The following is a 21,651-nucleotide window of genomic DNA, read 5'->3' as shown; positions in this document are numbered from 1 at the left end:
CGGAGGAATGGCGGATGTGGCGTCGGTGTCTGCTTTCCGGAATGGCGGTGTGGCTCGCGGCCACCAGCCCCGCCTTGGCCTTCGTCGCCTATGTATCGAATGAGAAAAGCAACACGGTGTCGGTGATCGATACCGACAAATGGGCCGTCACCCATACCATCAAGGTCGGTCAGCGCCCGCGCGGCATCGAATTCACGAAGAACGGCAAATTCGTGCTGGTTGCGGTCGGCGATGACGACAAGATCGAAGTGATCGATACCGCGACCCATCAGGTGGTGGACAGCCTGCCCTCCGGTCCGGATCCGGAACTGTTCACCCAGGATGCCGCCGGCAAACTCCTCTACGTCGCCAACGAGAACGATAACACGGTGACCATCATCGACCTCGAGAAGCGCGTCCGCCTCGGCGACATCCAGGTCGGCGTCGAGCCTGAGGGCATGGCCCTCAGCCCGGACGGCAAGATCCTGATCAATACTTCCGAAACCACCAACATGGCGCATTTCATCGACACCGCGACGCGCGAGATCGTCGCCAACGTGCTGGTCGATGCGCGGCCACGCTATGCCGAGTTCAAGCGCGACAGCTCCGAATTGTGGGTATCGTCGGAGATCGGCGGCACCGTTTCCATCCTCGACCCCGCCAAGCGCACCATCACGGGCAAGATCGAGTTCAACATTCCCGGCCTGCGGCGCGAGGCGATCCAGCCGGTCGGCATCGGCATCACCAAGGACGGCAAGACCGCCTTCATTGCGCTCGGCCCCGCCAACCGCGTCGCCGTCGTCGACGCCACCACGCACAAGGTCACGAAATATCTTCTGGTCGGCCAACGGGTCTGGCATATGGCATTCACCCCGGATGAAAAATATCTGCTGGTGACCAACGGCGTTTCCAACGACGTCTCGGTCATCGACGTGTCGGCGCAAAAGGTGATCAAGACAATCCAGGTCGGCGAGCTGCCCTGGGGGATTACGTTTGCTCAGCCATGACAGCAATCGACGCACACAGCACAGGACCTGCACCGCCGGACCCCCGTCCGCGAGGCGATCCTGCGGCTACGCCCGCATTGTCGATCGAAGGCATCAGCCATTCTTACGGCACAAGGCGTGCTTTGATCGACGTCAGCTTCGCGGTTGCGCCGGCAAGCTTCACGGCGCTGCTTGGCCTCAATGGCGCCGGCAAGAGCACGTTGTTCGCGCTGATTACGCGGCTGTTCGGAACCCAGGCTGGGCGCATCGGCATTTTCGGCCACGACATCAGCCTTGCGCCAGGCGAAGCGCTGCGGCTGCTCGGCGTGGTATTCCAGCCAAGGACGCTCGATCTCGATCTCTCGGTGACGCAAAACCTGCTCTATCACGCCGCCCTGCATGGCATCGCCAAGCGCGAGGCACGGCTGCGCAGCGACGAAGTGCTGACGCGCATCGCCCTTGCGGACCGCGCCGGCAGCAAGGTTCGCGATCTCTCGGGCGGCCAGATGCGGCGGCTGGAAATCGCGCGCGCCCTGCTGCATCGCCCGCGCCTGCTGTTGCTTGACGAGGCAACCGTCGGGCTCGACGTCAAGGCCCGCGCCGACATTCTCGGCCACGTCCGGCAGCTCGTGATCGAGCAGGATATCGGCGTGCTATGGGCCACCCATCTGTTCGACGAGATCGTGCCCGGAGACGACCTCGTGGTGCTGCATCAGGGCCGGGTTCTTGCGCATGGCCCGGCCACGAATATCATCGCCGACGCCGGAGCCCGTGACATCAATTCCGCATTCATGCGCTTGACCGGCGCTGCGGTGGATCCCGGGAGCCCCGCGCCATGAGCTCCGTGACCGTCAACCGACACCAGAGCGGCTTCTCGCTCGCGCAATATGTCACCTGCCTGAACGGCATCGTGTGGCGCGAGGCGCTGCGCTTCGTGCACCAGCGCGAACGCTTCGTTTCGGCGCTGGTCAGGCCGCTGGTGTGGCTGTTCATCTTCGCCGCGGGCTTTCGTCAGGTCCTCGGCATTTCCATCATCCCGCCATACGAAACCTACATTCTTTATGAGGTCTATATCGCGCCGGGATTGATGGCGATGATCCAGCTCTTCAACGGCATGCAGTCGTCGCTCTCAATGGTCTACGATCGCGAGATGGGCAATATGCGCACCCTGCTGGTGAGCCCGTTGCCGCGCTGGTATCTGTTGTTCTGCAAGCTGGTTGCGGGAACCGCCGTCTCGTTGCTCCAGGTCTACGCCTTCCTCCTGATCGCGTGGTTCTGGGATATCGCGCCGCCGCCGATCGGTTATCTCACGGTGCTGCCGGCGCTGGTCGTTTCGGGCTTGATGCTCGGTGCGCTCGGAATGCTGATCTCCTCCGGCATCAAGCAGCTCGAGAATTTTGCCGGCGTAATGAACTTTGTGATTTTCCCGATGTTCTTTGCTTCATCGGCGCTCTATCCGCTGTGGCGGGTGCAGGAGGGAAGCCCCTTGCTCTACTATGTCTGCCTGTTCAATCCGTTTACGCACGCCGTCGAACTGATACGCTTTGCGCTGTATGGACAGATGAACTGGATTTCGCTGGCCATCGTGGTTTGCTGCACGACGGCTTTCATGATCGGTGCGATATACGCCTATGATCCATCGCGCGGCCTGGTTCGCCGCGGGCCCGCCGGAGGCGAAGCATGATCCGCCGGAGCAAAACATGAGATGGCAGATCGCAATCGGGACGCTCTTTCTTGTCGCGGCATCGACCGAGCCCGGCTTTGCCGCCGATCCGCGCTATCCGGACTGGCCGTGCACCCAGGCCAAGGTGCCGGAAATCTCCCTCACCGCGGTGTGGGCCGGTCCGCCGCTCGACGACATCAAGGACAAGTGGAGGGACGATGCCAAGGTCAGCCCGTTGGTGTCGAGGCTGGCCGCAAGACGGACGTCCCTCGACGAGGCCCAGAAGCTGATCACGGAATTTCTTGGCAACCCGGCGACCGACAAGGCCACGGCAGGCAAGCTGCTGTTCGCCGGCCTGTTCGACAGCCTCAACGCGCAGCGCGCATCTGTCATGAACGGATTGGAACGGATCACCCGCAAGCAGCGCGAGGCCGCGGACAAGATCCGGTCCGACGTGTCCGCCCTGCATGCCCTGCAGGGTGCTGCGTCGCCCGATCAGCCCAAGATCGACGAGCTCAGCAATCAAATGGTCTGGCAAACCCGCATCTTCGAAGACCGGCAGCGTGTGGTCAAATTCGTCTGCGAGGTGCCCACCGCGATCGACCAGCGGTTGTTCGCGCTCGGCCGCATGATCCAGCAGGAGATCGAGTAGCGAAAGAGAGGTCCTTCTTACTTTGCATGGGGTTGTTTTCGCAATTTTGTGTCCAAGCCCCTCATCTGCTCCCATTCTCATCCATTCTGGGCTCGGGCTGTGATTCAACGGCCGGCAGGCTGGCGCGCTCCCAACCTTCGGTTCCGTCCGGGTACCAGGCCACATTGGAATAGCCGTAGGACAGGACCCGTTTCGCCGCGTTCCAGGACATCCAGCAATCTTCCTGACAGTAGATCACCAGCAGCGCGGCTTTATTGCCATGAGACGCCTGCTCCAGCCCGCGCCGCAGATAGGCCTCGGTTGGCTCTGCCAGTTTGCCGTACCCCGTATCGGGCAACCAGATGCTGCCGGGGATGTTGAGCCGCGGCTTGTCGCGCCAGACCGTGCCGGCGGGAAGATTTGGCGGCTTCGGCGCACGCGGCAGCACGTCGATAAAAACACCGCTGCCTGCGCGCCAGATCGCCTCGGCCTCCGCCGTCGTAAGGACGCGTACGCCGGCGAGGGTTGCAGGAACAGCCGCGCGATAATTATCCGTGCGATATCCGTCCGGCTCCGGCACATTCTGCTGCGCGAGAACATTGGCTGCAGGGGTAAACGCTGCGAGGGCAAGGGTCGCAACGACCACGCACGCCAGCCTTCGTATCACGGCGACTTCTTCGCCGTCTCCGCGCCGATCGGCCGGTCATTCTCGTCGAGCAAGGGAACGCCGAAGTCGAGCAGTATCCTGTTGATGGCCGGCTGGTTCTCCTGGATCAGACGGTTGAGCATCCGCTTCCAGTTCTGGTCGGCCGGCCGGACGCCCATGCCGATGCGATAGACGAGCCGAGGCCCCGTGGTTTCCTTGACAAGCGGCGTGACGTGAAGCGGCGGGTTCGCGTTTTTGGCGTAAAAGCCCGCGAGCGGTCCCCACAGAATGGCGGCGTCGATCTTCCCCGACGTCAGATCCTTGATCATGACTTCTGCCGATGAATCGATCCGCGTATCGACCATCAGCGGATAGGACTTGGCTTCGGCCATCAGACCATTGGCGGTCATGTTGGTGGCGGGCGGCGTGCCGGCGACAATGCCGATATGCTTGCCCTTCAGGCGTGCGTCGCCCAGCGCCGCGACATCGTCAAGGCCGCTGCCTTGCTTGACCACCAGCGCGTAGGCGGTCCGGTAGTAGGGATTGGTGCTCTGCACCAGGTCGTCGCCTTGGGGATAGCCCATAATGACGTCGCAACGATGCGCGGCAAGCGTCATCCGGACAAAGCCGGCCGCCTGCGGATAGTAAGCATAGTCCAGCTTTTTCTGCAGCTTTTCGGCGAACAGTTCACCGAGCTTGTTTTCGATTCCCTCACCCTTGTCGTTCGAGAACGGCAAATTGCGTGGGTCGGCGCAAACCCGCAGCACCTTGGGATCGATCAGCTCGATCGACAGGTCGGTGCTGTCGTTGGTCTGGGCTCCGGCGATATCGCGACCGGCGAATATTGCTGTGATCGCGAGCAGCGAGACCAGCAAGCGGCGGCGTTGTCCCCAATCTGTCATCATGCATTCCCTTCTTGATCGAACGCCCGCCATCCATCAATTGCTCAGCGTGCCAGAGCGTGCAACAGGAATATCCCCGTGCTGGATTTGCGTTGCATGCTGCGACGCAAACCAGCTCGACGGAAACCCGCGGCGATCGAAATCGCGCCCGGACGAGACTGAGGCAGAAACATGGCTCATGGCGTTTCGGTTCTTGCCTTACTCGTGGTTTTCGCGGCGTCCACCCTAGCGCAGGCGAAGGCGCAAGAATTGCCTGTGAGCGAAGTCGCTGCCGGAATATTCGTGCACCAGGGCCAGACCGCGCTGATGACGGGCGAGAACGACGGCGCGACCGCGAACATCGGATTCATCGTCGGCGAGAGCGCGGTGGCTGTCATCGACACCGGGGGAAGCGTTCGCGAGGGTCAGCGGCTGCTAGCGGCGATCCGTGCACGAACCGACAAACCGATCCGCTACGTCATCTACACGCACGTCCATCCCGACCATGTCTTTGGCGGCGCCGCATTCGTGAGCGATGGAACCGAGTTCGTCGGTCATCGGAACCTGCCCCGCGCGCTGGCGGCGCGCGGAGCATTCTATCTCGATGCATTTCGCCGGATCATGGGCGAGAAGTCCATGGATGGGGTGCGGATGATACCGCCCACGCTCCTGGTCGATGGCACAATCAAGCTCGATCTCGGCTCGCGAATCCTGACCTTGACGTCGTGGCCGGCGGCGCACAGCGACAATGACGTCACTGTATTCGACGAGCAAACCAAAACCCTGTTCGCGGGCGATCTGGTGTTCCTTGGCCACATTCCGGTGCTGGACGGCAGTATTCGCGGATGGCTCGGGATGATCGACGAACTCGGCGCGCTCCCCGCGCAACGCGTGATTCCCGGTCACGGACCTGTGAGCGAATGGCCCGGCGCCCTCGCCGACCAACGCCGTTACCTCGAAACCCTGGCGTCGGATGTTCGCAGGCTGGTCGCCCGTGGCGCTCCGATCACGGTCGCCGCCGACACCGCCGCCGCCAGCGAGCGGCCGCGGTGGCAACTGTTCGACGACTACAATGCCCGCAATGCAACAACCGCATTTTCGGAAATTGAATGGGAATAGCCTGCCCGATGACGTATACTGGCGGCGCTATGTTCCATCCCAGCGAAGGGGTGCCGCCATGCCCGGACGTCGTTTCCACCTGCTCTGCATCGCCAGCCTCCTGAGCGTCGTGCTCGTCGGCGCGCGCATTGCGCCTGCGGCAACTCCCGAGGCGAACGATCCGTGGCCCGGACTGGTCCAGGACATCTTCAACAACCGCCCGATGAACGACGGCGCAGAGGTGATCGGCATCGAGATGCCGTACCGTGCCGAGGATGCGGCGATCGTTCCCGTCACCCTGCGCACCAAACTCCTGCCTGGCGACAGCCGCCGCGTGTTGAGAATCACGCTGGTGATCGACCAGAATCCGGCGCCGATGGCGGCGAAGTTCGAACTGGGGCCGGACGCCAATGTGACGGAAATCTCGACCCGCGTGCGCGTCAACAACTATACCGATGTTCATGCCGTGGCCGAGCTGAGCGACGGCAAGCTCTATATGACGAAGACTTACGTGAAGGCCTCCGGCGGCTGCTCCGCACCGGCCACCAAGGTCGCCGACGATGCCAAAAGCCGCCTGGGGCAGATGCGATACCGGCAGTTCGCGCGTGCCGGTGAAGGACTTCGCCAAGGTCCCGCCAGCGGCACCCGCGAGGCGCAAATCATGATCGGCCATCCCAGCCATTCCGGCCTGCAGATGGATCAGGTGACCCAGCTCTACATCCCGGCCTTCTTCGTCGACCAGTTGCGGCTGTGGCAGGACGATAGTCTGGTGCTGGCGATGGAAGGCGGAATCTCGATCTCGGAAGATCCCAATATCCGCTTTACCTATGTTTCGAACGGCGCGAAGCGGTTCCGGGCCGAAGCCAGGGATACCGAAGGCCACGTCTTCCAGAAGGAATGGAAGGTCGACGATTCAGGCACTTGACGCGACGCGGCGAGGCAATACCGCCAGCACATCGTGACCACGTCTAGAAACATCGCACTTCTAGAAACATCGCACTTCCGCTTCGGCCTGTGCGCGCCTGAGATCATTGAGCGCGCTCGCCGCCTGCTCTGAAGTGCGGAACTGCCCGCCCAGATTGCCCCGGTGCTGCGCCATGCTGAGCACGGTTTCAGCCGAGACATAGCGCTCATAGGGTACGATCGACGCGATGATATCGATCGAGCAGGAGCATTGTTCGATCGCCTGCCGCGTCTCACCATTCGCCTTGAGACAACCAAAGACGTATTCGGCGCGGGCCGAGGTCGGATAGTCGTTGATGTCTGCGGCCCGCGCCATCGTTGCCATCGCCGTCAACGCTGACAACGCGGCGACAATACGTCGTACCGATCCGACAGCTGCCATGATCTTCCTCCCGCTACGAAGCGTGGAAGCTATGCTATGACAGTCCTCAAGAAAAGATGCGCGCGGAAACGGCTCACCATGACAATTTGCATTCGCATGCTGCTGGCTGCGGTTATTTTGGCCTTTGCGCAGGTCGGTACATGCTACGGCGCCGAGACCGTGCGGGTTGCGGTGCAAAAAACCGGAACATTCGCCTGGGAACTTGCCGTGATCCGCGCCCATGGTCTCGACAAGCAGGCCAATCTCTCGGTGGGGGTTGTCGAACTCGCGAGCCCCGAGGCGGGCAAGATCGCGCTTCGCGCCGGCAACGCCGACATCATCGTCTCCGACTGGCTGTGGGTATCGCGCGAACGTACACTTGGCGCCAAGCTGACATTCTATCCCTATTCGAGCGCGCTCGGCGCCGTCATGGTACCGGCCGCGTCGCCGATCCAGACATTGGCTGATCTGAAGGGCCGCAAGCTCGCCGTTGCCGGCGGCCCGATCGACAAGAACTGGCTGCTGTTGCAAGCGTGGCTGAAACAGGGCGGCATCGACCTGAAGTCGGAGGCGACCATCGCTTACGGCGCGCCGCCGCTGCTGACGGCAAAGACGCTCAGCGGGGAGATGGACGCCACCATGAACTACTGGAATTTCTGCGCCGTGCTGGAAGCGAAAGGCTTCCGCCGCGTCGCCGGCGTCGAGGATCTGCTGCCGAAACTTGGCGCCACCGGCCGCACCGCGATGATCGGCTACGTCTTCGACGAAGCCTGGGCGAACGCCAACCAGGACAAAGTGGCCCGCTTTATCGCCATGACCCGCATGGCGAAGGAGATCCTGTCGACCTCGGATGCCGAGTGGGAGAAAATTGCACCGCTGACCGGCGCCCCCGACACCGCAACGCTCCGCGTTTATCGCGATCGTTACCGGGAGGGAATTCCACGTCGCCCGATCGCCGACGAGGAAGCCGACGCGCGCATCCTCTACCGCGTGCTGGCTGGGATCGGTGGCCGCGAACTTGTCGGGGCGGCGCCGGAACTTGCTTCCGGCACCTTCTATCACGCGATCCCGGGAGACTGAGGTGCCGCGTCTGCTGTCATTCGCCGTGTTTTTCGCAACCTGGTGGATCGCCTCGCTGCTCGCCGGCGATGCGAAGCTGCCGCCTCCGCCCACCGTGCTCGCGGCCATGCTTGCGGAAGCGAAGTCGGGTGATCTGTTCCTCAATCTCGGCGTGACATTGGCGCGTGTGGCGCTCGCCTTCACCCTGGCGATGTCGCTGGGTTCAGCCATCGGCTATTTGATGGGCCGGGTGCGGCTTGCCGACCGACTCGGCGATCCCTGGCTGATTCTGCTGCTCAACCTGCCGGCGCTCGTGGTCATCGTGCTCGCCTACATCTGGGCCGGATTGACCGAAGCCGCCGCAATTGCGGCAATTGCCATCAACAAGCTGCCGACCGCCGTCGTGACGCTGCGTGAGGGCGCGCGGGCACTCGACGCGGCGCTCGACGAAATGGCGACAGTATTTGCGTTGCCGCGCTCAAGGACGTTCCGGCACGTCATATTGCCGCAACTGGCGCCCTATATCGCAGCCGCTGCGCGATCGGGACTTTCCCTGGTCTGGAAGATCGTCCTTGTTGCGGAGTTGCTTGGACGCCCGAACGGCGTTGGCTTCGAGATTGGCGTCGCGTTCCAATTGTTCGACATCCCGCTTCTCCTGGCCTATTCACTGAGCTTCGCGGCTGTCGTGCTCGTCATCGAAACCGTGTTGGTGCAGCCATTTGAGGCCCGGTTATCCCGGTGGCGCCCCCGTGCGGCTTGAGGTCGATATCGCCAGCAAGAAGTTCAGGAACGCGGCGGGCGAACAGCACGACGTGATCGCCGGCGTGGCCTTTGCGCTCGATGCAGGAGAGGTTGGCGTGTTCGTCGGCCCTTCCGGCTGCGGCAAGAGCACCATGCTGAGGATTCTCGCCGGCCTCGACCACGACTTTAAGGGGCGCGTGGTGCGTCCGGCCGGTGCGCGGATCGGAGTCGTGTTTCAGGAACCGCGGCTATTGCCATGGCGATCGGTCGAAGAAAACGTGCGGCTTGTCGCGCCTCTGATCGACGAAGCGAAGCTTTCAGCCCTCTTCGAGATTCTGGAATTGAACGCGCATCGCAAGCATTTTCCTGGCGAATTATCGCTCGGCCTTGCCCGGCGCGTCGCGCTCGCCCGCGCATTCGTCATCGAGCCGGATTTCCTGATTCTCGACGAACCGCTGGCCTCGCTCGATGACGCCCTCGCCGCGCGCCTGCGCGATCAGATTGCCATGCTGGTCGACGGCCGTTCGGTGATGACGCTGCTGGTTACCCATGACGTGGACGATGCGGCCCGTCTCGGCGACCGCCTGTTCCTGCTGTCGCCGCGACCGGCCCGGGTTGTTGCCGAGCTGCCCATCCGCACACCCCGTCGCGCGCGGGGCGACGCCGAGATCGCTGCGATCAAGTCAGACATCATGCGGCGGATCGACGGCGGTCTCACCGAGCGGGATGCCTCATAGGTGCTCGATGTGATTCAGCGAGATTGAAAGCACCAGATAATTTCGAGACGGCGAAAAACCGGAAACGTCTGATAAGGTAGGAAGAGCTTGAGGTTTGCCGCGGGAGGATCTGGTGATGCGATGGATACTGGCCTTGGTCGTGCTGTTGTCGGCGGGCGCCGGCGAACTCGCCGCGCAGAGCAAGGGCAAGGGCATCCGGCTCTGGAACCTGACCACCTCGACGATCTCGGGTTTCCAGCTGTCGCCGGTGGGGAAGGACGCCTGGGGACCTAATCTGACCCTGAACGACAAGGACAAGGAGGTCGACCACGACGAACGCCTGCGCATCACGGGGGTGGAGCCGGGACAATACGATGCCAAGGTGAGTTATCCCGACGCGCGGCAGTGCCTTGTGAGGGGCATCGAGATCAAGGCGGATGCTGTATTTTCGATTGCCGACAAGGATCTAAAGGACTGCAACAAGTAGCCCTTGCGACGGCCTGACAGGATGGCTTCAGCCTGCGGGCGTCACTTCGCCCTTGTCCGCCCGGTCGTTGTGGTGCGGATACTCGCAGCGCCATTTCACCGCGGTCCATTTCGGATGCTCGCCGACCCATTGCGCGATATAGGGCTGCGCAGCCATGACGCATTGCCGCGGGGAAACATCCGAGGAAAACACAAGGTGCCTCTCCTCGCAGGTGGCCGGCGACAGCACGGCACACACTGTCAGTACCAAATCGATCGCATTCATGCCCGAGATCCCAGAGCTAGTGCGTTGAATAGATAACACAAACAGCTACGTAGCAGGCAGCGAAAAGTTTCACCAAACCGCGAAAATCCGGTACCCGGCGACCTCGTGTTAGCCGCACAGGCTCAAAAGTTAACGCCGAAAATCAGCCGCGCGTGATGGCGTTCGAAGTTGACGAGATCGAGCGCCGCATTCGATCCGGCCGGACGTCCCCATGCCTGAACGCTCCAGGCCGCGGTCAATCGTGAGCGCGGCGACAATTGAAAATAGGCCGTGGGCCCGACAAACAGTGCCTGGCCTGCGAGTTCCTGCAACCCGATCCCTTCATATTGCCGCAGGTAGCGTGCTTCACCGCCGAGAAAGAAACCCGGACGTGTTTGCACCATCAAGGCGAGCGCAGCGCCGATGGTCGATTCCTGCTCTGCGGCTCCGGTGCCGACAACGCGCGTCCATTCCGGCTGGTAGATCAGATTGACTGCAGCGACGGCGACGTTCGGAATTATTTCGCGGTCGAACGCCAGCGTTAGTCCCGCCCCGTAGCTTCGCACCGCCGCTGCCGTAGTCTCGTCAATGCGGCTGCCGTGGCTTTCTACCGCGACGGTAAAGCCAAATGGGGCCGCGTCCCGATCGAGAAACCGGTAGCGCAGGTCCACCGACACGCCTTCCCACGACAACTGGCGCCGATCCTCCAGACCGGGAACGCCGCGGATGTAATGGGACGCAAAGCTGGTTCCCAACTCCACCCGAACATTTTTGGCAGGCACGAATTCCAATTCGAATTCCTGCCCGATCGCGCGATACTTTCCGCCATTCTTGGAAAATCGTCCGGTGGTCTCGCTCTGCAGCTCGCGCTCGCCGACACTGCCGATATCCGTGCCGATCATGAAGCCGAACAGATGCTCGGTATCAATGCCCTCCGCGCAAACAGCACCCGGAAGCAGCACGGAGAGACAGACGAATGCCGCCCGGCAGGTGTTGGAACGAATTGGCATCCACGAGCCACAGGAATGAAAACGACGGGAATGAACGAGGCGTCACTGCCGGCACCTTAGCATGGCGCAGATGGCGACGGCCAAGGAATCGGAAGGCGTAATCCCTGAATTCCGGCCATGGCAGAAGGTGCCGGCGCGAGGACGCCAATGAGGGAAAATGGAATGACAAGCTTCTTCTGCAAGAAGCCTGACGGCGCCGATCAATGCAAAGGGAGTTGGACGCTGCGTGATTTCGCGATGCGATGTTCTGAAATATTGAGCCGGACTAAATCTCGAGCCGGACTGGATCTTGAACCGGACGCCTGCCGCGGCTCGTAGCAGCAGAGTGCAGCCAGAGCCGGGCAGAACGTTTCGATGCAGTCTATTTGCGCGATGCGCAGGCGTACATGTTGATTTCCATGCCCACCGACACTTCGACGATTTTCGGAGTCTTCCAAGTCATTCGGGGTCCTCCCAACTAGTTTGGCGCGACGTTCACGCCGGGGCAGAACCTAGGGCGGCCCCGGACGCAGCGCAAGTACGGAACATCGACCGCACAACGCTGGATTGCCGCACTTACGCTCGAAATTTCTCTCTCGGACAAAGTTACTTCCCTCTTGGGCAAATGCGGAACACCGGATCGTCTCGCGGCATGAGCGCAATAGCGCACGGGCCGTGAAAGACCTTGTGCCCAACGGACGCTTGAATCGACATTTGACGAATTCGGTTTGCCTGCCCATGCGACATGTGGAAGGTTGGCGTTCTCTTGGGTCGAGGTTCTTGGGTCCAGGTTCTTGGGTCGAGGTGTCCGGATGCCAACGGCGAGTGGCGATCTTGATTCTTTTGGTGACCGCGGGCCTCTGTTGCGATGGCTGGTCTTCACCGGGCTGTGGATTTTTGCGTTCTTTCTTTTGTGGCGCTTCGGCCTCGTTCGGCAGATGGTCGCTGGCGATCGTACCTATCTTTCGCCGATCATCGCTCTGCTCTATTTTGCGACGTCGCTACACTGCCTGTGGCGCACGATCGTGATCGCACGCGAGGGCGATGCGGCGCGCCGCACCGGCGCATTGATCGCGTCTGGATCGGGGCGCCTTGATCTTGACGGCGACGCCGTCGTCGTCGAAGGCGCCGGCCAGCTTCCAACCGGTCTGGTCGCGGCTCACATTCGCGACCTTGCCGTCAAGGCACGCCTGCAGGGATCCCGGAAGCTCGATCAGACGCTGCTGCTGCGCGGGCTGGCCAGCCGGCTCCGCGGCTCCAACCAGTTTGGCGCCTTCGCCAGCGACACGCTGATGAAGCTGGGCCTGCTCGGCACGATCATCGGCTTCATCATGATGCTGGCGCCAATTGCAGGGTTAGATCCCAGCGACCGCAGCACGGTCAGATCTTCGATGAATCTGATGAGCGACGGCATGGCGGTCGCCATGTACACGACGCTCGCCGGTCTCGTCGGTTCCATCCTCGTCAGGATCCAGTACTACATGCTCGACGATGCGACCGCGAAGCTGTTTGCCTTCGCCGTCGGGCTGACGGAAGTCCGCGTGGTTTCGATCCTGGAGAATCGACCCGAGGCGGCGGAATGATCGACGAATATGACCTCATGCCGCAGGAGGAGCCGTTCGATCCGTTCGCGGTCATGCTGTTCAAGGCGTTACAGGTCCTCGCCTTCCTGTTCTTCGTCGCATTGCTGGCCATCGCGCCCGAGGCAAAGGATGGCAAGATCGACAGCAAGGCGGAATTCCTGGTCACGATGGCCTGGCCCGACCAGCATCCTGATGACTTCGACATGTTCGTCCAGGACCCGCTTGGCAACATGGTCTGGTATCGACGGCGCGAGGCTGGATTCATGCTGCTCGACCGCGACGATCGTGGTGGCGCCAATGATTTCATTCTGGTCAACGGCCGCAAGGTGCTGTCGCCGATCCGCCAGGAGACGGTCAGCATCCGCGGCATCGTCGCCGGCGAATACACCGTTAATATCTACCATTTTATCGCGATGGGCCGCGAACCCGTGCCGGTCTCGGTGAAGGTCGAGAAGCTCAATCCAACGGTTCAGGTCGTCCACTACGACAAGATGGTGATGCAAAGCGCGGGCACCGAACGCACCGCCGTCCGCTTTTCGATCGACGCCAGCGGCGGCATCGTCGACGTCAACCATCACGAAAAGTCGCTGCTGCAGACGCTGCGCAACCGGCTCAGCAAGAGTGGCTGACCATGGAATTGCAGAAGGAAATCCTGGGTCTGTCGATCGCCTACGCGCTGCTGGCGGCGTTGTTGCTGATATTTGTGCTGCGCGCTCGCGTATCCTGGCAGCTCAAGGCAGCGGCCGTGCTTGTCACCAGCGTCTACTACTGCGTGGCGTTCTTCCGCATCGAAGGCCTGGCCGGCTGGTCGGCGCCCGCACCGCTGCCGTCGCAGTTCCAGTTGTTGTGGGCGCGGGTCGTCGAGCCGAACCCGCTCGATCGCGATCCCGGCGCGGTGCATATCTGGGTCGAGGAACTCGATGCCGCCAATCTTCCGAGCGGTCAGCCGCGGGCCCATCGCCTGCCCTATTCCGCGGCACTCGCGCACAAGGTGACCGCGGCGCGCGACGAGATCATGAAAGGCCATCCGCAGGGCGGACGCGCGGCCGATTACGGATCCGGCAATGGACAACCCGCGCCGGAAGGTCCCGCGGATGTCTCAACGCTTCGCCCGACGGCTGCACCGGGCGGCGATCCGATGAGCGGCGGCCCGCTCGATCTATCGTTCCTGACCGGTGAAGCCGGCAACATCGAATTCGCGCCGCTACCCGCTCCGATTCTTCCACCCAAGGACGGGCCCTGAAGCTGATCGACGCGGCGGCGTGCCGGTCAGTGAGCACACCGAACACCACTGTTCTGTCGCGGCTAGCCGCAGCCGATCACCATCGGCGGTCCCGGCTTAATTACAGCTGGCCTAATCACAAGCCTTTTCGGCCATTTGCTGATCAGACTTGTGCTGATCAGACTTGGCGCCTTGGGCCTGCTGCGCCGCCGTCGGCTGACCTTGCATCTGCTTTTGCGTATCCTGCGAAGACGCTGCGACATCGCTGGCTGCACGATTCATCGTGCTGGTTGGCGCGTGTTCCTTGGCATCGGAAGCCATGCCGGTGGTCTGGCCGGTGCCAACCGATGCGGGTCCGGAACCCGCGTCCTTCAGATTTGCGGCGCGACCGGTGGTGTCGCACGGGGCAGCCATTGCGCTGCCGATGCTCAAAATAGCGATCGAGCAAGCCGCGAGAATGAGTCGTTTCGTGTTCATCTGATCCTCCTTGGAGCTGCCGTGCGCCCCAGCACGTCAGGACGGAGGAGCAACCGGTTCGGAGGCCACGGGTTCCGGGTGGCGGGTCGAATCTCGCTGTTGTTTAATCGGGCGCAACTCATGTTTCCGATCAGTGTCTACAATTTGCGAGGCTAGTCACATGCGACCATTGATCTGCGGAACGATCGGGGCCTTCCTCGCGATTTGCCTCGCGCCAGCGGTCGAGGCCCAGGACAACAGGCAACTCAAGCAGCCGGCACCGGCCTCGGCAAACCCGCCTGCAACACTGACCGGCAAGGAGCGGCTCGGCAGGAAATGGATGGATGAGCAGCGGATCGACAATTGCAATGTGCCGATCGACAAGCGTGGATCCCAGAAGCGGCCGAGCATCTGTCCGCATGTTCCGATGGGCTGATCAAGCGCTCATACGCCGCCGGGCTGGACGTAACAGAACACGTGACCGTTGCGGTTCATGAAAACGACGCCGTGCCCGGTCGGATTCGACTGGTCCCATTTGAGCTTGTAGTGCGGGATTTCGATTTCCGTTCCGTTCTTGACGTGGGGCCGGCCGAGCGGTTCATCCGGCCGGTCATCGGTAATGCGCACGTAGGTCTTGCCATCCCGAACGTGGATCTCATCGGCCCAGTAGGCGTCGGCCTCGCCGCAACAAGATGCGCTGGGAGCATCGGGCTGCATCAGCGATTGGTACCACTGCCGGATCGCAGGATCCGCGTTTTCCCATTGACCAAGGTCGCGCGCGCCGAGCGCTGTAACGGAACAACCGAAAATTCCGAGAAAAAGGATGATTCGCTTCATCCGTCCCGCTCCTGTGTTCTCCGGCGGGATGATCAAAGCAATGTTCGTGCCGCCAAAAGCCCGTATGGAACCGGGCCAAGCAAGGCTCCGACTGGGCGACGAGCCGCTGCGCTATCGGAGCTTCGATCTACGGATCGGGTTCAGATCAGGAGAGTTGAGGAACTCAGGAAGCGTCTGGAGCCGGGCTGCTGTGCTGCGCCTTCTGGATCGAAGACGGAACAATGCCGAAATACCTGCGGAAGACCCGGCTGAAGTGGGACGAACTCGAAAAGCCCCATGAGAATGCGACATCCGTGACGGTCTTGCCGCCGTGCGTCTCCAGTTCGTGACGGCAGTTCTGCAACCGTGCCTGCCAGATATAATCGCTGACGGTCATGCCCCGGTCGCTGAACAGCATGTGCAGATAACGCTTGGTGCAGCCCAGTGCGGCGGAAATCTGATCGATGCACAGATCAGGATCGCGCAGATGTTCGCGGATGAAGGCCTGAGCGCGAATATACATCGCCTCGGGGCCGCCGCGATCGAAACTCGCGTCCGCTTCGCGCAGCGGCAACAGCAACAGATCGATCAGCGAATCGGCGACGACGACCGCGTTGTTCGGCGACAGTCTGGCAGCCTGGTCAAATGCGGCATGAACGAAGTCATAGGCAATGCGGCCGGTGCCCGTGCGCGCCGAGAGCTTGCACGCCGACATCCGCGCCGTATGGAAGCCGCGCTCCTGCAGCAGCGCCTTCGGCACGATGACGACTTCATGCCGCGTCAGCGCCGGACTGACGATCGTATGCGGACAGGATACATCGTAGGCAAGACAATCGCCGGGCATCAGATCGATACGCCGGCCCTCCTGCTCGAAATAGGAAACGCCGTGCGTCTGAAACAATATCTTGACGTAGGGATGCTCGCTGGCTTTTGAACGGGACACGGTGTGCGCGATGCGATGCTGGCTGACCTCGATCTGACAGAGCTTCAGTTTTGAGACCGTCGTGTAGTTGACACGCGCTTCGAGCGACGAAGCTTTCAACGGATCTATGTCAAATTGGCCGCAAAGATCCGTCAGTGCATCCGACCAGCACTGGATCTGCTTCTTCGGCGACAATCCCGAAGTGGTAAGCGAGTGGAGCGTATCAACCATTTCCAGCCACCGATTCGAGAAACGTAACTGTTGCCGCGGGAGACTCGGTCACGGTGAAGTTTGATTTACCTCAATTTAGAACGGTCGTTGTTGCCTAAGCAACGTATGTCCCGGCATCCACTTGACAATCCTCCGACTTAGTTTCTGCGCCGTCAAGGGGAAGGTTCGCCTCGACCGTGCGACATCCGTCGTAGTGCGCCGCACAGCGGCGGCCCAAACCGCTGCCTTATGTGTGGCAACGCCCACAGCGATTTCGGGAGAAAACAGAAAGTTCGCCGAGGTTCGCTTTGGAGCAAATGCCCTTCCCTCTTGGGCAAGTTTCCCATTCCCGAACGGGATAAAGATACGGGACAAAATCGAAAAAGTGGGCCGCCACCTCGGCGGTACCTAGGCTTCATCAGTGGGAGGACGCAATGCGCAGACTGCTATTTGCAACTTGTTTTGGTTCCATGGCGGCGTTCGCCGTGGGCAGCGCCGTAGCCAACGAGGAATTGATCAAAATGTCGCAGAACCCGAAGGATTGGGTGATGCCGGCAGGCGACTACGCCAATACACGCTACTCGAAACTGAACCAGATCACGGCAGCCAATGTCGGCAAGCTCCAGGTCGCCTGGACCTTCTCGACCGGCGTGCTGCGTGGCCACGAAGGCGGACCGCTCATCATCGGCAACATGATGTACGTCCACACCCCGTTCCCAAACAAGGTCTATGCCCTTGACCTATCCAAGGACCAACAGATCGTCTGGAAGTACGAGCCGAAGCAGGATCCGAACGTCATTCCGGTGATGTGCTGCGACACCGTAAACCGTGGCGTAGCCTACGGCGACGGCAAGATCTTCCTGCACCAGGCCGACACCACGCTGGTCGCTCTCGACGCCAAGACCGGCAAACTTGAGTGGTCGGTGAAGAACGGTGATCCCGGCAAGGGCGCAACCGGCACTTCCGCACCGCTCGTCATCAAGGACAAGGTCCTGGTTGGCATCTCCGGCGGCGAGTTCGGCGTGCAGTGTCACGTCACCGCCTACGATCTCAAGTCAGGCAAGCAGGTGTGGCGGGCCTTCTCCGAAGGGCCGGATGATCAGCTCTTGGTCGACCCCGAGAAGACGACCGATCTCGGCAAGCCGATCGGCAAGGACTCGAGCATCAAGACCTGGCAAGGCGATCAGTGGAAGATCGGCGGCGGCTGCACATGGGGCTGGCTGTCCTATGACCCCGCGCTCAACATGGTCTATTACGGCTCGGGAAATCCCTCGACCTGGAACCCGAAGCAGCGCCCGGGCGACAACAAGTGGTCAATGACCATTTTTGCGCGCAATGCCGATACCGGGATGGCCCGCTGGGTCTACCAGATGACGCCCCATGATGAATGGGACTATGACGGCGTCAACGAAATGATCCTGAGCGACCAGCAGTTCAATGGCGCGGAGCGCAAGCTTCTCACCCATTTCGACCGCAACGGGCTCGCTTATACGCTCGACCGCGTCAACGGTGAATTGCTTGTCGCCGAAAAGTACGATCCGAAGGTCAACTGGACCACCGGCGTCGACATGAACAAGAGCTCGCCGACCTACGGCCGTCCCAAGGTCGTCAGTCAATATTCGACAGAACAGACCGGCGAGGACAAGAATACCAAGGGCATCTGCCCGGCCGCGCTCGGTACCAAGGACGAGCAGCCGGCAGCCTACTCGCCGGACACCCAGCTGTTCTATGTGCCGACCAACCACGTCTGCATGGACTATGAGCCGTTCAAGGTGAGCTACACCGCAGGCCAGCCCTATGTCGGGGCGACGCTCTCGATGTACCCGCCTCCCGGCGAATCCCACATGGGCAACTTCATTGCCTGGGACAACAAGACCGGCAAGATCGTGTGGTCGAACAAGGAGCAGTTCTCGGTGTGGTCCGGTGCGCTCGCCACCGCCGGCGGCGTGGTGTTCTACGGAACGCTCGAAGGTTACCTCAAGGCGGTCGATGCCAAGACGGGCAAGGAACTCTACAAGTTCAGGACCCCGTCCGGCATCATCGGCAACGTCACGACCTATGAGCAGGGCGGCCGGCAGTATGTCGCAATTCTGTCCGGCGTCGGTGGCTGGGCAGGCATCGGCCTTGCGGCCGGTCTGACCGATCCGACCGATGGTCTCGGCGCGGTCGGCGGCTACGCTGCGCTTAGCAACTACACGGCGCTTGGCGGATCACTGACCGTATTCGCCCTGCCGCAGTAAACTGAACGATCTACCCTTCCGGCGCATGGACTGGCTCCATGCGCCGGAGCACTTCCCAACAAATCCCGAGGACAAGCTCTTGCGTACAATCTGGTTTGTGGGTGCCGCGATGATCTTCGTGGTATCTGGCGGAATTACTCTCGCTGCAGACGCGGTCGATCCGACTGCCGTCAAGTCCGAGGACGGAAAGTACTTCGACAAGGAAGGCACCCCGACCTTCAAGGTCGCCCCTGACGGTACGGTGGATTGGTACACCTATTCCGGATACCGCCGCTATCACTCTGAATGCCATGTCTGCCATGGCCCCGACGGGATGGGATCGACCTACGCCCCCGCCCTCACGGATTCGGTCAAGACCATGAGCTACGGAGACTTCGTCGGCGTTGTCGCGAGCGGCCGCAAGAACGTGAGTTCGTCGCAGGAGAACGTGATGCCGGCGCTCGGCGATAATCCGAACGTCGCCTGCTACATGGACGACCTCTACATCTATCTGCGCGCCCGCGCCAATAACGCGGTCGGACGCGTGCGTCCTGCCAAGAAGGAAGACAAGCCTGACGCCTACACCGAGGCGGAGAATTCCTGCATGGGCAAGAAATGATCATCCGGAGTGAGCGCGGGGGACAGGTGTCCTTGCAGCGCCCTCAAGACGAAAAGTGGAGTTGAGAATGAAGACGCGCGCTGCCGTGGCTTTTGAAGCCAAAAAGCCTCTCGAGATCGTGGAAGTCGATCTGGAAGGCCCGAAAGCCGGCGAAGTCCTGGTCGAGATAAAGGCGACCGGAATTTGCCACACGGATGCCTACACGCTTGACGGTTTCGACAGCGAGGGAATCTTCCCCTCGATCCTCGGCCATGAGGGCGCCGGCGTCGTTCGCGAGGTCGGCGCGGGCGTCACGTCACTGAAGCCGGGCGACCATGTGATCCCGCTTTACACACCCGAATGTCGCCAGTGCAAAAGCTGTCTCAGTCAAAAGACGAACCTTTGCACTGCAATTCGCGCCACGCAGGGCAAGGGCGTGATGCCCGACGGCACGTCGCGGTTCAGCTACAAGGGCAAGCCCGTCTTCCACTACATGGGCTGCTCGACGTTCTCGAACTTTACCGTGCTGCCGGAAATTGCGCTGGCGAAGATCCGCGAAGACGCCCCGTTCGACAAGAGCTGCTACATCGGTTGCGGCGTGACGACCGGGGTCGGCGCGGTGGTCAACACCGCCAAGGTTACACCGGGCGCCAACGTAGTGGTGTTCGGACTTGGCGGAATCGGACTCAACGTGATTCAGGGCGCCAAAATGGTCGGCGCCGACAAGATCATCGGGGTCGACATCAACGATAGCAAGGAAGCATGGGGCCGTCGCTTCGGCATGACCCATTTCGTCAACCCGACCAAGGTCGGCGGCGACATCGTTGCGCATCTGGTCACGCTCACCGACGGCGGCGCCGACTACACCTTCGACTGCACCGGCAACACGACAGTGATGCGCCAGGCGCTCGAGGCGTGCCATCGCGGCTGGGGTGTCTCTGTCGTGATCGGGGTGGCGGAATCCGGCAAGGAAATCGCGACCCGGCCGTTCCAGCTGGTGACCGGCCGGGTGTGGAAAGGAACTGCGTTCGGCGGCGCGCGCGGCCGTACCGATGTCCCGAAGATCGTTGACTGGTACATGAACGGAAAGATCGAGATCGACCCGATGATCACCCACGTCCTCACGCTGGAGGAGATCAACAAGGGCTTCGATCTGATGCACGAGGGCAAGTCGATCCGTTCGGTCGTCGTTTTCTAAAGCCAAAGAACGTCAAACATAAGGAGGATAGGCCCATGACTGTTCACATCCACCCATCGGTCGACAACGGCGTCAAGAAAGGATCGGGCAGCTTTGCCGGCGGCACCCTTGCCTGCAAATGCGCGGACAAGGCGGTCAAGGTCGGCATCAAGGGTGATGTCGCCCACAACCACGCCTGCGGCTGCACCAAATGCTGGAAGCCGGCCGGAGCAACCTTCTCGGTGGTGGCGGTCGTGCCACGCGAAAACGTGTCGGTGCTGGAAAACGGCGACAAGCTGCAAATTGTCGACGCGTCGGCAGCCATCCAACGCCACGCCTGCAAGGCCTGCGGCACGCATATGTACGGGCGGATCGAGAACAAGGGACATCCCTTCTACGGCCTCGACTTCATCCACCCCGAACTATTCCAGGAAGCCGGTTCGGCGGCACCCGGGTTTGCCGCGTTTGTATCGTCCGTGATCGAAGCCGGCGTCGCTCCGTCTGATATGGCGGGGATCAGATCGCGCCTCACAGAGCTCGGGCTCGAGCCCTATGATTGCCTGTCTCCGCCGCTGATGGATGCGATCGCTACCCACGTGGCGAAATCGAAAGCCAAAGCAGCCTGACCCTGCAATCGTCTGCGACCGCCGGTGAGCTTTACTGCCACCGGCGGAGCCGCGATCAGCCGCGCGAGATTCGGCCTCGAAGACCGTAGTTTGACGCTGGAAATCGCAAGCATTTGGTAACGGCGGAGCGCCCCACCCCCTGCTGCAGGAATTCCTCGTTCGTAAGCTGTACCAGCAAGGCTCGCGCGAATGCGCCGCGGCGGGTGACCTTTCCCGACCTCCGATAACCGACCTGCCAGCAAGTCAAGCCCTCTCGAAGTCGGCCGGAACGCATACTGAAGATGCATTTCCCGAGATTTGATGGCATAATCATCAAGGGCTGCTGAGACTCCGAGACCGGGATTGCGCGTACAATCCCCGGCCAAAAGCGATGCGCCCA

At 61.5% G+C, this 21,651-nt stretch carries 27 protein-coding genes; 18 read left to right on the top strand and 9 right to left on the bottom strand.

From position 1 onward, the window contains the following. Positions 1 to 14: 14 nt before the first annotated feature. The 4 genes from JQ641_RS26540 to JQ641_RS26525 are packed head-to-tail and all read left to right on the top strand — an operon-like array spanning position 15 to position 3,280. On the top strand, positions 15 to 986 hold the full coding sequence (locus tag JQ641_RS26540; protein WP_502754994.1) for a YVTN family beta-propeller repeat protein: 972 nt from the start codon (positions 15 to 17) through the stop codon (positions 984 to 986). Then, on the top strand, positions 983 to 1,804 hold the full coding sequence (locus JQ641_RS26535) for a lanthanide ABC transporter ATP-binding protein PedB/LutE (protein WP_211998819.1): 822 nt from the start codon (positions 983 to 985) through the stop codon (positions 1,802 to 1,804). The genes JQ641_RS26540 and JQ641_RS26535 overlap by 4 nt, the downstream gene beginning before the upstream one ends. Continuing rightward, entirely contained in the window at positions 1,801 to 2,649 is an 849-nt protein-coding gene (locus tag JQ641_RS26530; RefSeq protein WP_211998818.1) for a lanthanide ABC transporter permease protein PedC, read from the top strand. Before JQ641_RS26535 ends, JQ641_RS26530 begins: the two co-directional genes overlap by 4 nt. Before the next feature lie 16 nt (positions 2,650 to 2,665). Then, positions 2,666 to 3,280, top strand: coding sequence for a hypothetical protein (locus tag JQ641_RS26525; RefSeq protein WP_211998817.1), 615 nt, complete (start codon positions 2,666 to 2,668; stop codon positions 3,278 to 3,280). Positions 3,281 to 3,341: 61 nt separating this feature from the next. Here the strand turns inward: JQ641_RS26525 and JQ641_RS26520 are convergent, their stop codons facing one another. Together JQ641_RS26520 and JQ641_RS26515 are read right to left on the bottom strand one after the other, a co-directional pair. Then, positions 3,342 to 3,926: a PQQ-dependent catabolism-associated CXXCW motif protein gene (locus tag JQ641_RS26520; protein ID WP_211998816.1), complete on the bottom strand. Its 585-nt coding sequence runs from the start codon at positions 3,924 to 3,926 to the stop codon at positions 3,342 to 3,344. After that, on the bottom strand, positions 3,923 to 4,807 hold the full coding sequence (locus tag JQ641_RS26515) for a substrate-binding domain-containing protein (protein ID WP_211998884.1): 885 nt from the start codon (positions 4,805 to 4,807) through the stop codon (positions 3,923 to 3,925). Before JQ641_RS26515 ends, JQ641_RS26520 begins: the two co-directional genes overlap by 4 nt. Positions 4,808 to 4,978: 171 nt before the next feature. Between JQ641_RS26515 and JQ641_RS26510 the strand changes: the two genes are divergently transcribed. Both JQ641_RS26510 and JQ641_RS26505 read left to right on the top strand, forming a co-directional pair. Beyond that, entirely contained in the window at positions 4,979 to 5,905 is a 927-nt protein-coding gene (locus JQ641_RS26510) for a quinoprotein relay system zinc metallohydrolase 2 (RefSeq protein ID WP_211998815.1), read from the top strand. 58 nt (positions 5,906 to 5,963) lie between these two features. Continuing rightward, complete coding sequence (locus JQ641_RS26505; protein WP_211998814.1) at positions 5,964 to 6,809, top strand: quinoprotein dehydrogenase-associated SoxYZ-like carrier; 846 nt, start codon at positions 5,964 to 5,966, stop codon at positions 6,807 to 6,809. Positions 6,810 to 6,869: 60 nt separating this feature from the next. Here JQ641_RS26505 and JQ641_RS26500 read toward each other — a convergent pair whose 3' ends face one another. Then, positions 6,870 to 7,229 (bottom strand): hypothetical protein, encoded by a 360-nt coding sequence (locus JQ641_RS26500; protein WP_192736673.1) that lies wholly within the window; start codon positions 7,227 to 7,229, stop codon positions 6,870 to 6,872. A 96-nt stretch (positions 7,230 to 7,325) separates the two neighbouring features. Here JQ641_RS26500 and JQ641_RS26495 point away from each other — a divergent pair, with 96 nt between their 5' ends. From JQ641_RS26495 to JQ641_RS26480, 4 genes are all read left to right on the top strand, one after another. Then, positions 7,326 to 8,288, top strand: a complete 963-nt coding sequence (locus JQ641_RS26495; RefSeq protein WP_502754996.1) for an ABC transporter substrate-binding protein — start codon at positions 7,326 to 7,328, stop codon at positions 8,286 to 8,288. Position 8,289: 1 nt separating this feature from the next. Continuing rightward, positions 8,290 to 9,027: an ABC transporter permease gene (locus JQ641_RS26490; protein WP_211998812.1), complete on the top strand. Its 738-nt coding sequence runs from the start codon at positions 8,290 to 8,292 to the stop codon at positions 9,025 to 9,027. Then, a complete protein-coding gene (locus JQ641_RS26485) occupies positions 9,017 to 9,745 on the top strand; it encodes an ABC transporter ATP-binding protein (RefSeq protein ID WP_211998811.1) in 729 nt (242 codons plus the stop codon). Before JQ641_RS26490 ends, JQ641_RS26485 begins: the two co-directional genes overlap by 11 nt. Before the next feature lie 115 nt (positions 9,746 to 9,860). Continuing rightward, positions 9,861 to 10,211, top strand: a complete 351-nt coding sequence (locus JQ641_RS26480; protein WP_192736677.1) for a hypothetical protein — start codon at positions 9,861 to 9,863, stop codon at positions 10,209 to 10,211. A gap of 27 nt (positions 10,212 to 10,238) precedes the next feature. On the opposite strand, the gene JQ641_RS26475 is transcribed toward JQ641_RS26480, so the two are convergent. The 3 genes from JQ641_RS26475 to pqqA form a co-directional block, all read right to left on the bottom strand. After that, on the bottom strand, positions 10,239 to 10,475 hold the full coding sequence (locus tag JQ641_RS26475; RefSeq protein WP_192736678.1) for a hypothetical protein: 237 nt from the start codon (positions 10,473 to 10,475) through the stop codon (positions 10,239 to 10,241). 122 nt (positions 10,476 to 10,597) lie between these two features. Beyond that, positions 10,598 to 11,464 carry a DUF6662 family protein gene (locus JQ641_RS26470; protein ID WP_211998810.1) on the bottom strand — a complete coding sequence of 289 codons (867 nt, stop codon included), beginning with the start codon at positions 11,462 to 11,464 and terminating at the stop codon, positions 10,598 to 10,600. A gap of 361 nt (positions 11,465 to 11,825) precedes the next feature. Further along, positions 11,826 to 11,906, bottom strand: coding sequence for a pyrroloquinoline quinone precursor peptide PqqA (gene pqqA, locus JQ641_RS26465; protein WP_192736930.1), 81 nt, complete (start codon positions 11,904 to 11,906; stop codon positions 11,826 to 11,828). 349 nt (positions 11,907 to 12,255) lie between these two features. Here pqqA and JQ641_RS26460 point away from each other — a divergent pair, with 349 nt between their 5' ends. From JQ641_RS26460 to JQ641_RS26450, 3 genes are read left to right on the top strand one after another with little or no spacing between them, the layout of a single operon-like run. Next, a complete protein-coding gene (locus tag JQ641_RS26460) occupies positions 12,256 to 13,026 on the top strand; it encodes a MotA/TolQ/ExbB proton channel family protein (protein ID WP_211998809.1) in 771 nt (256 codons plus the stop codon). Continuing rightward, the gene (locus JQ641_RS26455) at positions 13,023 to 13,655 is read left to right on the top strand and encodes a hypothetical protein (protein WP_211998808.1); all 633 of its coding nucleotides are present in this window, start codon (positions 13,023 to 13,025) and stop codon (positions 13,653 to 13,655) included. The genes JQ641_RS26460 and JQ641_RS26455 overlap by 4 nt, the downstream gene beginning before the upstream one ends. Positions 13,656 to 13,657: 2 nt before the next feature. Further along, positions 13,658 to 14,269 (top strand): hypothetical protein, encoded by a 612-nt coding sequence (locus tag JQ641_RS26450; RefSeq protein WP_211998807.1) that lies wholly within the window; start codon positions 13,658 to 13,660, stop codon positions 14,267 to 14,269. A gap of 111 nt (positions 14,270 to 14,380) precedes the next feature. Here the strand turns inward: JQ641_RS26450 and JQ641_RS26445 are convergent, their stop codons facing one another. Next, a complete protein-coding gene (locus JQ641_RS26445; protein WP_211998806.1) occupies positions 14,381 to 14,725 on the bottom strand; it encodes a hypothetical protein in 345 nt (114 codons plus the stop codon). Between the two features lie 160 nt (positions 14,726 to 14,885). On the opposite strand from JQ641_RS26445, the gene JQ641_RS26440 reads away from it, so the two are divergent. Further along, positions 14,886 to 15,140 (top strand): hypothetical protein, encoded by a 255-nt coding sequence (locus tag JQ641_RS26440; RefSeq protein WP_211998805.1) that lies wholly within the window; start codon positions 14,886 to 14,888, stop codon positions 15,138 to 15,140. Positions 15,141 to 15,148: 8 nt separating this feature from the next. Here the strand turns inward: JQ641_RS26440 and JQ641_RS26435 are convergent, their stop codons facing one another. Further along, positions 15,149 to 15,541 (bottom strand): hypothetical protein, encoded by a 393-nt coding sequence (locus JQ641_RS26435; protein WP_211998804.1) that lies wholly within the window; start codon positions 15,539 to 15,541, stop codon positions 15,149 to 15,151. Between the two features lie 163 nt (positions 15,542 to 15,704). Next, the gene (locus tag JQ641_RS26430) at positions 15,705 to 16,673 is read right to left on the bottom strand and encodes a helix-turn-helix domain-containing protein (RefSeq protein WP_192736685.1); all 969 of its coding nucleotides are present in this window, start codon (positions 16,671 to 16,673) and stop codon (positions 15,705 to 15,707) included. A gap of 413 nt (positions 16,674 to 17,086) precedes the next feature. On the opposite strand from JQ641_RS26430, the gene xoxF5 reads away from it, so the two are divergent. From xoxF5 to gfa, 4 genes are all read left to right on the top strand, one after another. Beyond that, entirely contained in the window at positions 17,087 to 18,892 is a 1,806-nt protein-coding gene (xoxF5, locus tag JQ641_RS26425; protein ID WP_211998803.1) for a lanthanide-dependent methanol dehydrogenase XoxF5, read from the top strand. 109 nt (positions 18,893 to 19,001) lie between these two features. Beyond that, positions 19,002 to 19,490 (top strand): c-type cytochrome, methanol metabolism-related, encoded by a 489-nt coding sequence (locus tag JQ641_RS26420; protein ID WP_211998883.1) that lies wholly within the window; start codon positions 19,002 to 19,004, stop codon positions 19,488 to 19,490. A gap of 67 nt (positions 19,491 to 19,557) precedes the next feature. Next, on the top strand, positions 19,558 to 20,667 hold the full coding sequence (locus tag JQ641_RS26415; RefSeq protein ID WP_211998802.1) for an S-(hydroxymethyl)glutathione dehydrogenase/class III alcohol dehydrogenase: 1,110 nt from the start codon (positions 19,558 to 19,560) through the stop codon (positions 20,665 to 20,667). Positions 20,668 to 20,702: 35 nt separating this feature from the next. After that, positions 20,703 to 21,272, top strand: coding sequence for an S-(hydroxymethyl)glutathione synthase (gfa, locus tag JQ641_RS26410; protein WP_211998801.1), 570 nt, complete (start codon positions 20,703 to 20,705; stop codon positions 21,270 to 21,272). Positions 21,273 to 21,651: the final 379 nt, after the last annotated feature.

Source organism: Bradyrhizobium sp. JYMT SZCCT0180, from assembly GCF_018130165.1.
In the GTDB taxonomy this organism is placed as follows: Bacteria; Pseudomonadota; Alphaproteobacteria; order Rhizobiales; family Xanthobacteraceae; genus Bradyrhizobium.
The sequence above is the reverse complement of the archived record's forward strand: the minus strand, read 5'-3'. Positions and strand labels throughout refer to the sequence as shown.